Here is a 14,236-nt window from a genome sequence, read left to right as displayed (position 1 = left end):
ATTCTCCTTCCATGTCCAACGCATCGGTCGGCTCCGTCGCGAGCCCGGTGATGACCCACCGGCAGATCCAGCTTGTCATCTACGGCCTCATGGCCGGGATGTTCCTCTCGTCGCTCGACCAGACGATCGTGGGCACCGCGATCCGCACCATAGGCGACGACCTCCACGGCCTCGACCAGCAGGCGTGGGTCACCACGGCCTACCTCATCACCTCGACGATCGCGACGCCGATCTACGGCAAGCTGTCGGACCTCTTCGGCCGCCGCCCGCTGTACATCTTCGGCCTCGGCGTCTTCATCGTCGGCTCGCTGCTCTCATCGTTCTCCACGTCCATGCTCATGCTCGCGGGTTTCCGCGCCTTCCAGGGCATCGGAGCAGGCGCCCTCATGTCGTTGCCGCTCGCCATCATGGGCGACATCCTCGCACCGCGTGAGCGCGCCAAGTACCAGGGGTATTTCCTGGCGGTTTTCGCGGTCTCCTCAGTCGTGGGCCCGCTCGTCGGCGGCGTGTTCTCCGGTGCGAGCCAGATCCTGTTCATCTCCGGCTGGCGCTGGGTGTTCCTCGTGAATGTGCCGATCGGGCTCATCGCGCTCGCCATGGTGCTCGCGTTCCTGCACCTGCCAAAGTTCCATGACCGCTCCACCTCGCGCATCGACTGGTGGGGCGCCACGGCGGTCATCGCCACGCTCGTCCCGCTCCTCCTCGTCGCGGAACAGGGCCGCGAGTGGGGCTGGACCTCTGCGGGCTCGATCGTCTGCTACGTGATCGGCGGCGTGGGGCTCGTCTCGTTCATCCTGATCGAGCGGGCGATGAAGGAGAACGCGATCATCCCGCTGCGGCTGTTCCACTCGCACACGTTCTCCATGGCCACCGTGCTCGGCTTCCTTGTGGGCTTCGCCATGTTCGGCGCCATGCTGACGCTTCCGCTGTACCTCCAGCTGGTCACGGGACTGACCCCGACTGAATCCGGCTTCGCGACGCTGCCGATGGTGGGCGGCCTCATGATCGCCTCGGTCGTCTCCGGCCAGATCGTGGCCAGGACCGGGAAGTACCGCATCTTCCCCATCACCGGGACGTTCGCCACGGCGTGCGGATATCTGGTGCTGACCTTCATGACCATCGACAAGCCGCTGTGGTACCTCATGATCGCCATGTTCCTCATCGGCCTCGGCCTCGGGCAGCTCATGCAGTCCCTCACGCTCGCTTCGCAGAACTCGGTGCAGCCTCAGGACATGGGCGTCGCGACGAGCTCGGCCACGTTCTTCCGCCAGATCGGCGGCACCCTCGGCACGGCCGTGCTGCTCTCGGTCCTGTTCGCCGTCATGCCGCTGAACATCACGACGGCGATGACGAACAAGGCGGACCTGACCTCGGCCCTCGATGCGGCGCTCACGCCGTCGGTGGCCAACAGCCCGGCGAACGCCGGGATCATGCAGCAGCTCTGGAACCCGATCGTCACCCCGGTCAAGACCCAGATGCAGGCGAGTCTGGATCAGGGGACGACGGCGGCCAAGCAGGCCGCTGACCAGGCGGTCACGCAGCAGGTGACCACCGCTGTACAACAGCAGGTGGCAGCGGGGCGCGTTCCTGCGGCTGCCGCGCAGTCGATCATCGATCAGCAGGTGGCCGCGGCCAAGCCGGCAGCGGAGCAGCAGGCGCTCAGCGTCGCCGCGCAGAAGGCGGGCGCCTCCGTCGTCGACGGCAAGCTCGCCGTCGATTTCTCCGACCAGGCCCAGCGCTCCGCCGTCGTGGACAAGCTCGTCCCGACCATGATCGACCAGCTCAACAGCGCGAAGTCGAACGGATCCTCCTCTTCGTCGTCCGCGACGTCGGATACTTCGTATCTCAAGGGCGCGGACGCGCGCCTCACCCGGCCGTTCATGGTGGGCTTCAACTCCTCGGCCGTGAGCATCTACTGGGTGGGCCTCGGCGTCATCATCCTCGCGTTCATCCTGGCCTGGTTCTTCAAGACGCCGCCGCTGCGCCAGCGTTCGGCCCTTCAGGAGCAGGCGGACAGGCAGCAGACCGCCGAGGACCTCGAGGTATACGTCGCCGCAGCGGCCGCTGAGACCGGCGCGCAGGCGGCCCCGGCTACCGGTACCATCCGGGTCCACCGGCCATAGGACCCAAGCTGGGCTCCCACCACAAGGCGGGAGCACCGCACGGCGGGAGCCCAGCACCCTCGAACCAGCCCAGGAATCCAGCGTGACCACCAAGCCGTTCCTCACCGGCAAGACCGACTCCCTGCGCGAACGAAAGAAGCAGCAGACGCGGCGCGCCATCCATGACGCCGCATATTCGCTCGTTGCCGACCGCGGTCTCGCCCACGTCACCGTCGCCGACATCTGCGCCACGGCGGAGATCTCGGAGCGGACCTTCTTCAATTACTTCCCGTCCAAGGCAGCGGCAGCGATGGGATTGCCGACGACGGCGATCCCCGAGGAGAGCGAACAGCGGTTCCTTTCGAGCGACGGGCAGCTCGTGGACGACCTCTGCGAGCTGATCGCGAGCCTCTCGAGCCCCGACGAGGACGGCGTGGAGCGTATCAGGGAGCTGGTCCGGGCGGAGCCAGACCTCCTTGCCGCCCTGCACCAGTGGACGTCCGGGCTCCGCCGTCGTGTGATCCAATTGGCGGAGGAACGAACGGGCGCAGCAGAGGACGACGCGTCGGGTTCGACGGCGCGGCTCGCCGTGGCGCTAGTCTTCGCTGCGCTGTTCCTGCACACCGACAGCGGGTACACCCTGCGCCCGGGCCGGGCAACGGCCCACGACCTCCGCACCACGGTCTCCCGGCTCGGCGCCGTAGCACACGGTTGACTCCTCGAGGAGCACAGGTGTGCCTAGGTCCATCAGTGCCACCCGTCAGGCGTGCACATGCGACGCCAGCGTGATTGTCTAGAAGAACACGTTGAAAGACCAGCGGGGCGGCCCGCGGGCGAGCCCTGCGGAAGGGACCCGCCCATGGCTGCCGAGAAGCAGCCCCTCGCCCCGGCTTCGCCCGCCAGCCTCTCCGCAACCGGTCGACGGAAGAAGATGCCGTGGCCGGCACTGCTCGTCCTCGCGGCACTAGGGTTCACGGCCGTGACGACTGAACTGCTGCCCGCCGGACTCCTTCCGCAGATCAGCCACGATCTGGGTGTCGAGGAATCGGCCGTCGGCTCGCTCACGGCGGCCTACGCCGTCGTCATCGTCGTGACGGCGGTGCCCCTCTCGAAGTTCCTGGCGGGGCGGCTGCCTCGGAAGCGCCTGCTGATCTCCGTCGTCGTGCTCTTCGCCCTCAGCAATGTGCTGCTCGCCCTGAGTCCGCAGCTCACGTTCGCCGTGGGGGCCCGCCTGCTCGGCGGCGTGGCACACGGGCTGCTGTGGTCGAGCATGGCGCCTTATGTCGCGAGAATCGTGCCACCTGAGGCGATGGGGCGCGGCATGGCAGTGGTGTTCAGCGGCAATAGCATCGCGATGGCAGTCGGCGCACCGCTCGGAACCCTGCTCGGCGGGATGATGTCCTGGCGGACCTCGTTCCTGGTGCTGGCCGCTGTCGCCGCCGTTCTGGGCGTCCTTGCCATGCGGCTGCTTCCTCCGGTCCCCCTCAGCGCCGCCGCGGCGAGGCCGTCGATCCGCAAGGCCGTCCGGCAGCCGGGAGTCGTAGCCGTCGCCACGGCGTGGCCGCTCCTCCTGTTCGCGCACTTCGCCCTGTTCACCTACATCGCGCTGTTCGTACGGGCCGAAGGGATCCCCGAGGCCGGTACCGGCATTTCGCTGTCGATGGTGGGCATCGCCGGCCTCCTCGGGATCTGGGCTGCGGGTCTGACGGCAGACCGCTTCCCGCGGCGGTCCCTGCTGGTGACCATCGCCGTCATCGTGGTCGCCTACTGTCTGATGCCGCCCCTCGCCACCACGTGGCCGGGGCTCCTCGGTCTCACGGCAGCATGGGGAGCTGGGGTGGGCGCCCTCGGCATCTACAACCAGGCCGCCATCCTCCGCGCTGGACGCGACCACGGCGAGGCCGCGAATGGGCTGACCGTGGTGACCATCCAGCTCGGCATAGCCCTCGGCGCGTGGTACGGCGGGGCTGCTCTCGGCGTCATCGGCGCCCAGCTCCTGCCGCTGGCGGCCGCGATCCCCGCGGCGGCAGCGCTGGTCATCACCTTTGCCGGCCGCCGCCATGCATACCCTCCGGGACCGAGCGAACGTCAGCAACGGTCTCTATAATCCGCTGTATGGCCTTTGTCGCGGACGCGGCGAAAGCGATCGGACGGCTCATCGCCTTCCTGATCGTCAGCGTCCTCTGTGGCGTGTTGGTGGCAGGTCTCGTACTGCCGGCCGCGGCCGTGACCGGCGGGGCGACTCTGGGGTCGACGCAGTTCTTCGACAGTCTGCCGAGCGACCTCTCGGTGACCCCTCCTGGCCAGGTGACGAAGATCCTCGCCGCCGACGGCTCCGAGATCGCCACGCTCTTCAACGAGAACCGCACGCAGGTCCCGCTCGACCAGATGTCCCCCAACATCAGGAACGCCATCGTGGCCGTCGAGGACTACCGCTTCTACGAGCACGGCGGCGTAGACCCGACGGGCATCGTGCGGGCGCTGGTGGCGAACTTCCAGGGCGGACGGCAGGGGGCGTCGACGCTGACGCAGCAGTATGTGGCGAACGTGCTGAAGGAGAACGCGATCGCTTCGGGTGCCGATGCCCAGACCTATCTGAACGGCGACAAGAGCGTAGGCGACAAGCTCCGCGAGATGAAGCTCTCCATCGCCCTCGAGAAGCAGTACACGAAGGACCAGATCCTTCAGGGCTACCTCAATATCGTCTTCTTCAATACGAACGCCTACGGCATCGAGGCCGCGAGCCAGTATTTCTTCTCAGTCGACGCCAAAGACCTCACGCTCCCACAGGCGGCCCTCCTCGCCGGCGTGGTCAATGGCCCCTCCGTGTACGACCCGACCGCTCATCCGGACAATGCAATCCAGCGGCGCAACCTCGTGCTCGATGCCATGCTCGAGCACGGCTACATCAACAGGCAGCAGCACGACGAAGCCGTCAACACCCCCATTCAGCTCAAGCTGAACCCGCCGAAGCAGGGCTGCGCCTACGCGGGGCAGGCGCAGTACTTCTGCGATTACGTCCTTCATCAGATCCTGAATGATCCTGCGTACGGCGCAACGCAGGACGACCGCCTGCAGAGGGTCATGCAGGGCGGGCTCACCATCAAGACGACCCTCGATCCGCGGCTCCAGGGACCGGCTCAGGCGCAGGTCGACGCCACCGCCGGCGCCAATCCGGACAAGTGGGGCACCTCGCTCGTCACCGTCCAACCGGGTACCGGCAAGATCCTTGCGATGGCTCAGAACACCCGAATGCTGCCCGGGCAGGGCAAGGACTTCGTCACGTCCTACAACTTCAACGTGGACAAGGCCGACGCCAATGGGAATGCCCTTGGGGGTGCCGGAGGCATGCAGCCGGGGTCGGCGATGAAGCCGATCACGCTCACGGCATGGCTCAACGAGGGGAAGACCACGAACACGGTGGTGGATGCGGCGCGGCGCGTGTACCCGCTGAACTTCCCTTGGAAGGACAGCTGTGGAAAGGTCATCGGCGCCTACGACAACGCCACCGTTGCCCTGGGAACCGCTCCGGATCTGCAGAACGACGAGCCCGGCTGGTACTTCCCGATGTCCGTCCGCGAGGGGATCTACCAGTCGATCAACACCGCGCTGTTCGCCACCGCCGCGGGCCTCAACGACTTCTGCGACATCCAGCGCGCGGCGGACAGCCTGGGCCTGCACGACGGCGCGGGCGGCGGCCGGAAGCTCGACCTCTCCACCCTCGGAAACCTGCTCGGTGGAGCGAACGTCGCGCCGTTGACCATGGCGAACGCCTACGCGACCTTCGCGAGCAACGGGACGTTCTGTGCGCCCATGTCCATCACCGATGTCATCGACTCGCAGGGCAAGAAGATCGGCGGCCAGGCACCCACATGCCAGCCGAACGCTATCAAGCCGGACGTCGCCAAGGCCGTGACGAACGTCCTTCAGGACGTGCTCACGAAGGGCTCCGGCTACAACATCAAGGACGACGCTGGCCATACGATCTCCCTCGGCGTCCCGGACGCCGCCAAGACGGGAACCAACCAGTTCAACAGCGAGACCTGGCTCATCGGCTACACGCGGGGGCTGTCAACCGCCTCCTACTTCGGGGAGGCGCTCGGCAACCCCGAAGACCATCTGGGACGCAACGTCATGGTCAACGGCAGGTTCTGGCCCGTGATCGACGGGGCGTACATTGCCGGACCCCAGTGGGCGTACTACATGCAGAAGGTGCTGGGCCTCTTCGACCACGGCCCGTTCGACCCGCCGCCGCCGGCGCTCATCGGCCCCCCGCCTCCCCCTACCCCGAAGTAGCCCGACTCCGAGAAGTGGCCCCGTGCCGCCCCACCGGCGCGGCGCGCTCGTGGTGCCCCGGCCCGACGACTTCTTCTGGCGTGCCCGGCAGCCGCAACACGGCTTCAGTACCCTGAGGGACGACGACGGCGATCCTCACCTTTCCGCCGTCGAGCTCCCACCGCACCGAGGCGAGACCCTGCGGGGTCTCGAGACTCGTCTGGGCCCACTCCAGGTTCCCTCCGGGTTGAGGCGCGACGAGGATGCGCCGGTAGCCGGCCTCGAGCGGGGCCAGGCCTCCGACGGTGCGGTGGAGCCAGTCGACCACGGCTCCAAGAGCGTAGTGGTTGAAGCTCGTCATCTCCCCCGGGTTGATCGTCCCGTCGGGAAGCATTGAGTCCCAGCGCTCCCAGATCGTGGTCGCGCCCATCGTCACCGGATACAGCCAGGACGGGCACTCGGTCTGCAGCAGCAGGCGGTACGCGTCGTCGAGATGCCCGGTCGCGGTGAGGGCGTCGGTGACGAAGGCGGTTCCGGCGAAGCCAGTGGAGATCCGATGACCGGCGGCTCGGACGAGTTCGGCCAGGCGCCGGCCAGCGAACTCGTGGTCCCCTGAGCCCTCTCGGTCCTCGGGGTCGAGGATGCCGAAGACGATCGCGAGCGCGTAGACCGTGGCGCAGTCGCTTTCGATCACCCCACCCGAAACGTAGTGCTCCCTGAAGGCAGAACGCAGAGACCCGGCCATCTCACGGAACTCTGCCACGGCCTGTTCATTGCCGAGAACTGCGGCGGCCCGAGCCACGAGATCGGCCGTGCGATAGGCACACAGGGTAGCCACGACGCGCTTGTCCGCCTTCGCAGCACCCGGGTCCTCGGGCGGCGCGTCCGGGTCGAGCCAGTCGCCGAACTGGAAGCCCGTGTCCCATAGCCCGTTTCGCGAGAGCTTGCTCCGCACGCGACGCGCATGGGAAGCCATCGAGGGGAAGGCCTCCTCGAGCACGCGCGGGTCTCCGTACGCCGTCCAGACAGCCCACGGGACCCACACCGAAGCGTCGCTCCACAGAGCGGTCGTATCCGGCGTGCCGGCCCCAGAAGATCGGCGAACATACTTGAGGACGTCTGGAACCACGTACGGCACGATGCCGTCCTGGTGCTCCTGCTCGAGAGCCAGATCCCGGAGCCAATCGCGAAGGAAGTCCCGCACGTCGAAGAGGAAGCACGCGCTCGGCGCGAACGCGGAGAGGTCCCCGGTCCACCCGAGCCTTTCGTCGCGCTGGGGGCAGTCCGTGGGCACGTCCACGAAGTTCCCCCGCATGCCCCAGACGGCGTTCTCGTGCAGTCGATTGAGGAGCGGATTCGACGTCTCGAAGCGTCCGATGCGACGCAGGTCCGAGGAGATGACGACGGCGGTCAGGCCGCCTCCCGCTGCCAGCGAAGCGCGCAGCCCCTCGGTCCCCCCGGGCCACCCCTCCACCTCGACATAGCGGAAGCCGTGGAACGTGAACGTCGGCTCGAAGACGTCCTCGCCGCCTGAGAGCGTGAAATGATCCGTGGCCTTCGCGCTGCGCAGGGGTCGAGTGCCCAGCTCGTCGTGCTCGAGAACCTCCCCGTGCCGCAGGGTCACCACCGACCCGCGGCTTCCAACCACCTTCGCGCGGACCCAGCCGACCAGGTTCTGCCCGAAGTCCACCAGCGTCTTGCCGGACGGTGCATCCCACACCTGCGGTGGCGTCAGTTCCGCGATCCGGCGCACGGCGGGCCCGACGTAGGGCTTGAGGCGGGACAGATCGTCGTCGAGCTCGTGGACGCCCACCCACTCCGGCGAGGTGAAGGCGGGAGCGAGCCAGCCGTCGTCGTACCTTCGTGCATCGATGTCCTGGCCGTCGTAGAGGTCGTTCGCGGTGGTTGCCGAAGGTCCCGCTATCCAGGTGGAGTCAGTTCCCACGATCTGCTCGTGCCCGTCCGCGAACCGGACCCGAAGCTCGGCGAAACCGGCCAGCTCCTTCCCGTAGAAGCCCGATCCGCCGGACCACGTCAGGCGGCCGCGGTACCAGCCGTTGCCGAGTGCGAGACCGAGTACGGTCGCGGAGCCGGCGATGGGTGGACCGACCAAGGAGGTCACGTCCAGCTCCGCGTAGCGCACTCGCCATTCGTACGCCGTCCATCCCGGGGTCAGCAGGTCCTGGGAGGCTCGGTGCCCATTGATGAAGGCCTCCACGACCCCGAACGCAGAGACGAAAAGCGCGGCGGACTCGACCGTCCCATGTCCCTCCTCGAGATGGAACTCGGCGCGCAAAAGGGGCGAGCCGCCGAAGTCGGAATCCGGCGCGATGAAGCGTGCGTGCCAGGACATCATGCGGTCCTCCCAAAGGCGAAATTGAACCGATTCAGAAGGTCTCACGTTAGCATGATCCGTATCACATTTCGACCGACTGCACGACGATCAAGGACTGGCACTGCCCGCACTCACTGCTTAAACTGACTGCGCCATCGCGATGAGCTGGGGCTCGCACTTCACAGTCACCCTGAGGGAGCACCGATGTTTCGCGAACATGCTCATGCACCCCTGCGAATCCGCCCATTCCGACTCGCAGCCATCGGGCTGGCGCTGTTGGCCGGCTTCTCCGTCGGCACGCCGGCCGCGCTGGGGACGCCGCCGTCGGATACCAGCTTCACCATTCCCGTGAATTCAGCAGAGGGAATTGCCGCCGGGCCGGGAATGACCTTCTACGTCGGCGAACTCAACAGTGGAGACATCTACCGCGGAGATATCGGAACTGAAACTGCGCGGCTTTTCATTGACGCGCCAGCAGGCCGACAAGCGGTGGGCATGAAAGTGGACCTTGCCCATCAACTGCTCTTCGTGGCCGGAGGAACCACCGGACAGGCCTACGTCTACAACACCCTGACCGGAGGAAATGTCGCCGCCTTCCAACTCACCTCCGGGCCCGCCTTCATCAACGATGTGGCGCTGACCAATGACGGGGCGTGGTTCACCAATTCCGCCGCGGCGGAACTCTATTTCGTCCCCGTGAGCCCCCAGGGTCAACTCGGAACAGTGCGAACGTTGCACCTGTCGGGACCCGCCGCCGACACAAGCTCTTCGTTCAATCTCAACGGGATCCTCGCGAGCCCTAACGGCAAGACGCTGATCGTGGACCACACCGGACTGGGCACGCTCTACACCGTTGACCCCATCACCGGCGCAAGCGCACGCATCCTTGTGAATGGCGATCCGAATACCCTGTTGACGTCGCCGGACGGTCTTGTCCTCCAAGGCCACACGATGTGGGTCATGGAGAATTTCGCGAACCGCGTCACACGCCTCGCGCTGTCTGCTGACCTCTCAACTGCGACTATCGAAGCTTCTGATGCCAGCCCGCTGTTCCAATCCCCGTCGACTGCTGCGCTGATAGGAAATACCCTCGCGGTCGTGAATTCGCAATTCGGCACCGGAGCGGGAACGCCGTTCGAGATCGTGCTCAGCGACGCGCGGCGGTGATGACCAGCCAGCTCAGGCAGAAATCACCGGTGAAACGGCAGAGAAAACTGTTGCGGCCTTCCACACAAGAAGGATCGAGGTGACGAGCGTGGCGCCGGCAAACACCCAGACCGGGGCAAGCCCTCTGGGACGCGCCACCGTGAAGACAATGACGGAACGCCCAATGCAGTAGACCGCCGGCGAGAGGAAAGCCCAAGCCCAATGGAACGGGCGCACCACACCGAGCCGCTCGAGCCTCTTCCAATCCACGTAGGCGAACCAGACCGAAAGGCCCCATGCCGCATAGGCCGCAACGAACACGAGAATGAACCCGATCAAGAACGAGGGTGTCAGCACAGAGGTGGTGTCCGGGACCAAGCTTCGCTGATTGCCGGTACCGACATACCTGTAATGGAACGTCGGATACCACAGCACTTCGAGAAGGCCCGCCGCGAAAGGAAGGAGCGTCGTGGCCCACATCGCCCAGTTATAGACAGCAGCTTCCGGCGCAAGTCTTGGCCGCTCCGCGATAGCAGCTCGGCCTGGTGACTGATAAAAAGGCGGCTGGTAATAGCCACTCCACGCGCGTCCGTCCCACCACCGCAGTTGCCCGGGAAGGTCTGGGGCCGAGTACCATCCCGGCCCCGGCTTGCTCTGCTCCATCACTATCCCCCATCACGGCACGTGCCCAGCGATGCATACGTCCAGGCAGGCTGATCATAACGGTCTACAGAAGGGGCGAGATAGGACGGAATTGAGCTGCCCAGCCGGTCGCACACCCCTTTTTCAGAATGGGGTGGGGCAGCACGAATCGGGCATCGCGACAGTGTTCGCTCACGAGTCGACCGCAGGTTATGCAGAATTCGCTCGCCTGCGGTCGACTCGGCTCATTCATGCGGCAGGGGTCAGAGCCTTTCGTTCCGACTCCGCAGCGATGCCAGAAAGCCCCCGACGAGGAGCCCGAGGCCGGCCAGAACGAGCAGCGTGACCGCCGCGACGCGGGGCTCCAGGACCAGCCAGCCGAGCCGGCTGAGTCCGAGGAGCCCGGCGAGGATCGCCAGGATGCCTCCCCAGACAATCGTTCCAACACTCGGTCCCTGCAGGTTCCCCAACGGCTCGGGATGAAGGCTGCTCATCTCACTGCTCCTGATCAATCTCGACGTTGCTCATGGTGGCGTGCACGGCAACCACGAGGGTTGCCCCGGGACTGCCTTGGTTGTACGTCTGGGAGTCACTCGTAGTCAGGCCCGCCGACGTCCGATTGCCGAACTGCACGTTGCCCATCGTCACGTCTGCTTGGACCCGCACCGGAACACCTTTGGGAATTTCAATGCGGACCTGACTCATGGTGGCATCCACGGGGACCACGGAATCGGAGCTCAGAGGGCCGGCATTGTCGAGGGCCCTAAGGTCGAGCAGCCCGGACGCAGCGGTGATGGTGTAGCCCTGAGCTGCCTCTTGTACGGTCGACGGCGAGGAGGTCACCGACCGCGGCGTGCGGCTGATGTCATAGGCAGGCTGGGTGATGACGCCCGCCACGAGCGCGAGAACCGCGAACAGGGAGAGGACCCCGGAGGTCCTGCCGTTGATTCCCGCGATGATGATGCCCAGCGCGATGATGCCGGCCGCGAGGGCCCACAGAACACCAGTGCTCGGGTCGATGACGGCGAAGCCCGAAACCTGGAGCCCCAGCAGAACGCCCGGAACGAAGACCGCGAGGCCCATGACTACGGCCACAAACGAGCCGCTCACGCTCTGCCGGTGCTGCCCGCCAGCTTGAGGAGGCTGCGTTCGCGGCGGTACCTGCGGGGTCGTATAGCCATACGAGGCGCGCGGCGGGGTGGGAGGCTCAGCCGGAGGGAGGGGCAGGCGGTCAGGGGCCGACTGATCTGAAGGGGGCGCCGACTGATCATACAGATACGGTGAGCCCAGCGGAGATTGAGCGTCCGGCGGGGCTCCTGCGAACGAGGCCGGCCTGGCTCTGTGCATCCGTCGCGAGGAGGTGATCCCATAGACGACCAGGAAGGCAACGCCGACCCACAGGAGAATCCAGACCGGCCCGGTCCAGCGCGTGTCGCCGAACCAGACGACCGGCGCGCCGCCCAGTCCCACGATTGCCGCGACGAGGGCCCCCGTCATGCCGCTCGTCCACCGCCCGTGCATAGCGTCCTGGAGGTGGATCCGGCCGTCGGGCTCCGGCAGGATCATCCACAGGATGCCGTAGGCCAGAACGCCGATCCCGGGGAACAGTCCCACGATGATGAAAAGACCCCTCACGAGGATCGGGTCTATCCTCCAACGATGCGCAAGACCGGAGGCCACGCCCCCGACCCACCGGTCCGATCCCCGGACGATGCCGAGTCCGCGGACCCACGCGAAGAAGTCAGAGTCTGAATGCCCCGAGGGGCCAGCATGGGGAGCGTTACGGTCGCTCCCTCCCGGAGAGAATTCCGTGCTCATGCTTCAATGCTCAGAGTCCGTGGTTGCTCTGCCTACGGCACAAAGCCCTGTGCTCAAGAGTTGCTTCGGGAGACCCCCAGTGACGTGGGCACACGGAGGCGCCCGGCGCTCCTCGGCATAGGAGCAGGGTGACTGGGTAAGGGGCAGTAGGAGGAAGGATCCGTATGCCCGTGGTCTCTCAGCGCACCGTCGTGCCGCCCCGATGGATGCGCATCAGCTGGTGGCGTCTCGGCTTTGTTGCGTTCGCGATCGTCTGCTTCGGCGGCGAAGTCGTCTTCAAGTTCTCCGTGTTCCCGCTGATCTTCGCCCTTGGCCTGGCATGGGTGCTCTGGCGCAACGAGCGGGATAACGGACGGTTTTAGGTTTCACCTGAGGCTCAGGACCACGTCGATGGGCTTGCCGTCAATATAGACGGCTGCACGAGAAGCCCCGGCGGCAGCCATCGCGGTGTATTCGAGCTGCGCCTTCGCGCGCGGAATGTCGCATTCGCCCGCAAGATTGAATTGGCCGGTGAGGTAAATGGTGATCGTCGTGCCATCGAAGCTGCCGCCCAGATAGCTGAGCGAGGACTGGGACAGGACATTGATCAGCCCGGACATCCCTACGGTTCTGCTGTGGTTGTCGAGGAGTGTCCGGATGGCGGGACCGACCTGGTCAGTGAAGCGGACCGGCTGGGTGGCCGTCGCGACAATGCTGTCGCCGCAGCCGATGAGCGGTCCCGAGACCCCGTTGTCGCCCACGGCCACGTAGTAGATCGCCAGTTGCGCGACCTGCTCGGGCAGCCCGCCTCCCGCAGCTGGGGCGGTGCTGCTTGGCGTCGACAAAGCGGACGACGACGGCGCGCTCGCCGCCGCGCTCGGCTGGCCGGGTGCGCTGGACTGCTGAGGGGGTGTGGAAGTGGCGGAACTGGAGGCCGATGTCCTCGGCGAGGAAGCGCTCAGGGAGGGCGTGGGCGAGCTTGCGGCTGCGGACGATGAGGGCGCGGCCGAACCGCCGCCGAAGCAGCCCGAGAGGGCGAGCAGCAGACCAAGCCCGAGGGCGATGGGGATGGTGCGTGAGACGCCGATGGGCGCCCTCTTCGACGAACGCCCACGGGGCCACGCGTTCATGAGGCAAGGGTAGGACCCTGCTGTCGCCTAGGACTTGGGCCGAAAGTCCGATTTCCGTCGAAGCGATCTGTACGACCGTCACCGTCGGTCTTGACGAGGGGACCTTAGGCTCTGCAGGAGCGCGCGCGTCGGCAGGATGCTGGTGGCACAACGTGGCTTGACGCACGAGGATCAACGATGTCCGCTCCCACACCCCAACGACTTGCTGTCCGTCGGCGCCTTTACATCCGCCTTCGGATCGCAGTGGTCCTCTCCGTCGGTGCCTTCGCCCTCTCGTGGTGGCCCGCGTTCGGCCCCGTGATCCTCCCACTCACCATGGCTCTGGGGCTTGCGTGGTTCCTGTGGCGCAGCGACTTCGAAAGCGGCCGGAACTGACCGCAAGCAGAAAAAGGCCCGAAGCGACGATGATACGGCCAGATTTGTCGGCGGACGCTTCACGATCACCCACGAACACTCTCCAGGCAATCCTCCGGGTGTACTAGAGGTGCGTTCGCCTGTACCGGAGGCGCGTTCGCCTCTCCCAGAGCACGCTTCCGCGGGAGGCCTCCCCTCATCCGGGAGCCCTAGGTGGAAACCCGCAAACGCCTCAGTGGCCCTTCTTCTCCTCCAGGCGCAAGGCGATTCCGATGGCGAAGAAGGTGGGGGCCCAGTGGCCTACGAAAATCCCCCAGCGGTCCGACTGCGCCCGGTCATGACGGGGGTTGACACGGCTGAGCGCCCACGAGGCGAACGAGAGACCGATGGACCCGAACCCCGCCATATACGCATATTCGCTTTTCACACCCATCTCCTGAAGCTTCTCCAGCATG

The 14,236-nt window shown here is 66.2% G+C and carries 14 protein-coding genes; 8 read left to right on the top strand and 6 right to left on the bottom strand.

Going from position 1 to position 14,236, the window contains the following annotated elements:
• Positions 1–11: 11 nt before the first annotated feature.
• From E5679_RS02415 to E5679_RS02400, 4 genes are all read left to right on the top strand, one after another.
• Positions 12–2,123, top strand: coding sequence for an MDR family MFS transporter (locus tag E5679_RS02415; protein WP_138413464.1), 2,112 nt, complete (start codon positions 12–14; stop codon positions 2,121–2,123).
• Positions 2,124–2,205: 82 nt separating this feature from the next.
• On the top strand, positions 2,206–2,817 hold the full coding sequence (locus E5679_RS02410) for a TetR/AcrR family transcriptional regulator (protein ID WP_212746896.1): 612 nt from the start codon (positions 2,206–2,208) through the stop codon (positions 2,815–2,817).
• A gap of 144 nt (positions 2,818–2,961) precedes the next feature.
• On the top strand, positions 2,962–4,209 hold the full coding sequence (locus E5679_RS02405) for an MFS transporter (protein ID WP_138413463.1): 1,248 nt from the start codon (positions 2,962–2,964) through the stop codon (positions 4,207–4,209).
• An 8-nt stretch (positions 4,210–4,217) separates the two neighbouring features.
• Positions 4,218–6,398, top strand: a complete 2,181-nt coding sequence (locus E5679_RS02400) for a transglycosylase domain-containing protein (protein ID WP_138413462.1) — start codon at positions 4,218–4,220, stop codon at positions 6,396–6,398.
• Here the strand turns inward: E5679_RS02400 and E5679_RS02395 are convergent.
• A complete protein-coding gene (locus E5679_RS02395) occupies positions 6,385–8,730 on the bottom strand; it encodes a family 78 glycoside hydrolase catalytic domain (RefSeq protein WP_338055877.1) in 2,346 nt (781 codons plus the stop codon). The genes E5679_RS02400 and E5679_RS02395 overlap by 14 nt on opposite strands.
• Positions 8,731–8,916: 186 nt before the next feature.
• On the opposite strand from E5679_RS02395, the gene E5679_RS02390 reads away from it, so the two are divergent.
• Entirely contained in the window at positions 8,917–9,879 is a 963-nt protein-coding gene (locus E5679_RS02390) for an NHL repeat-containing protein (protein WP_249335888.1), read from the top strand.
• Positions 9,880–9,891: 12 nt separating this feature from the next.
• Here E5679_RS02390 and E5679_RS02385 read toward each other — a convergent pair whose 3' ends face one another.
• From E5679_RS02385 to E5679_RS02375, 3 genes are all read right to left on the bottom strand, one after another.
• Positions 9,892–10,521, bottom strand: a complete 630-nt coding sequence (locus E5679_RS02385; RefSeq protein ID WP_138413460.1) for a DUF2510 domain-containing protein — start codon at positions 10,519–10,521, stop codon at positions 9,892–9,894.
• A 242-nt stretch (positions 10,522–10,763) separates the two neighbouring features.
• A complete protein-coding gene (locus E5679_RS02380; RefSeq protein WP_138413459.1) occupies positions 10,764–10,994 on the bottom strand; it encodes a hypothetical protein in 231 nt (76 codons plus the stop codon).
• A gap of 1 nt (position 10,995) precedes the next feature.
• Entirely contained in the window at positions 10,996–12,318 is a 1,323-nt protein-coding gene (locus tag E5679_RS02375) for a PspC domain-containing protein (protein ID WP_138413458.1), read from the bottom strand.
• 164 nt (positions 12,319–12,482) lie between these two features.
• Between E5679_RS02375 and E5679_RS02370 the strand changes: the two genes are divergently transcribed.
• Positions 12,483–12,680 (top strand): hypothetical protein, encoded by a 198-nt coding sequence (locus E5679_RS02370; RefSeq protein ID WP_138413457.1) that lies wholly within the window; start codon positions 12,483–12,485, stop codon positions 12,678–12,680.
• Positions 12,681–12,683: 3 nt separating this feature from the next.
• Here E5679_RS02370 and E5679_RS02365 read toward each other — a convergent pair whose 3' ends face one another.
• On the bottom strand, positions 12,684–13,142 hold the full coding sequence (locus E5679_RS02365; RefSeq protein ID WP_249335887.1) for a hypothetical protein: 459 nt from the start codon (positions 13,140–13,142) through the stop codon (positions 12,684–12,686).
• A gap of 73 nt (positions 13,143–13,215) precedes the next feature.
• Between E5679_RS02365 and E5679_RS20720 the strand changes: the two genes are divergently transcribed.
• Complete coding sequence (locus tag E5679_RS20720) at positions 13,216–13,440, top strand: hypothetical protein (protein ID WP_171042214.1); 225 nt, start codon at positions 13,216–13,218, stop codon at positions 13,438–13,440.
• A 164-nt stretch (positions 13,441–13,604) separates the two neighbouring features.
• Positions 13,605–13,802: a hypothetical protein gene (locus E5679_RS02360; RefSeq protein ID WP_138413456.1), complete on the top strand. Its 198-nt coding sequence runs from the start codon at positions 13,605–13,607 to the stop codon at positions 13,800–13,802.
• 211 nt (positions 13,803–14,013) lie between these two features.
• Here the strand turns inward: E5679_RS02360 and E5679_RS02355 are convergent, their stop codons facing one another.
• Complete coding sequence (locus E5679_RS02355; protein ID WP_138413455.1) at positions 14,014–14,235, bottom strand: hypothetical protein; 222 nt, start codon at positions 14,233–14,235, stop codon at positions 14,014–14,016.
• Position 14,236 lies beyond the last annotated feature (1 nt).

It is taken from the genome of Sinomonas gamaensis (genome assembly GCF_005876955.1).
Classification (GTDB): Bacteria; Actinomycetota; Actinomycetes; order Actinomycetales; family Micrococcaceae; genus Sinomonas; species Sinomonas gamaensis.
The sequence above is the reverse complement of the archived record's forward strand: the minus strand, read 5'-3'. Positions and strand labels throughout refer to the sequence as shown.

Coding starts and splice junctions, on each gene's coding strand:
- E5679_RS02400 (WP_138413462.1), top strand. CDS start 4,218: ATGGCCTTTGTCGCGGACGCGGCGAAAGCGATCGGACGGCTCATCGCC.
- E5679_RS02385 (WP_138413460.1), bottom strand. CDS start 10,521: ATGGAGCAGAGCAAGCCGGGGCCGGGATGGTACTCGGCCCCAGACCTT.
- E5679_RS02360 (WP_138413456.1), top strand. CDS start 13,605: ATGTCCGCTCCCACACCCCAACGACTTGCTGTCCGTCGGCGCCTTTAC.
- E5679_RS02390 (WP_249335888.1), top strand. CDS start 8,917: ATGTTTCGCGAACATGCTCATGCACCCCTGCGAATCCGCCCATTCCGA.
- E5679_RS02375 (WP_138413458.1), bottom strand. CDS start 12,318: ATGAGCACGGAATTCTCTCCGGGAGGGAGCGACCGTAACGCTCCCCAT.
- E5679_RS02395 (WP_338055877.1), bottom strand. CDS start 8,730: ATGTCCTGGCACGCACGCTTCATCGCGCCGGATTCCGACTTCGGCGGC.
- E5679_RS02405 (WP_138413463.1), top strand. CDS start 2,962: ATGGCTGCCGAGAAGCAGCCCCTCGCCCCGGCTTCGCCCGCCAGCCTC.
- E5679_RS02370 (WP_138413457.1), top strand. CDS start 12,483: ATGCCCGTGGTCTCTCAGCGCACCGTCGTGCCGCCCCGATGGATGCGC.
- E5679_RS02355 (WP_138413455.1), bottom strand. CDS start 14,235: ATGCTGGAGAAGCTTCAGGAGATGGGTGTGAAAAGCGAATATGCGTAT.
- E5679_RS02415 (WP_138413464.1), top strand. CDS start 12: ATGTCCAACGCATCGGTCGGCTCCGTCGCGAGCCCGGTGATGACCCAC.
- E5679_RS02380 (WP_138413459.1), bottom strand. CDS start 10,994: ATGAGCAGCCTTCATCCCGAGCCGTTGGGGAACCTGCAGGGACCGAGT.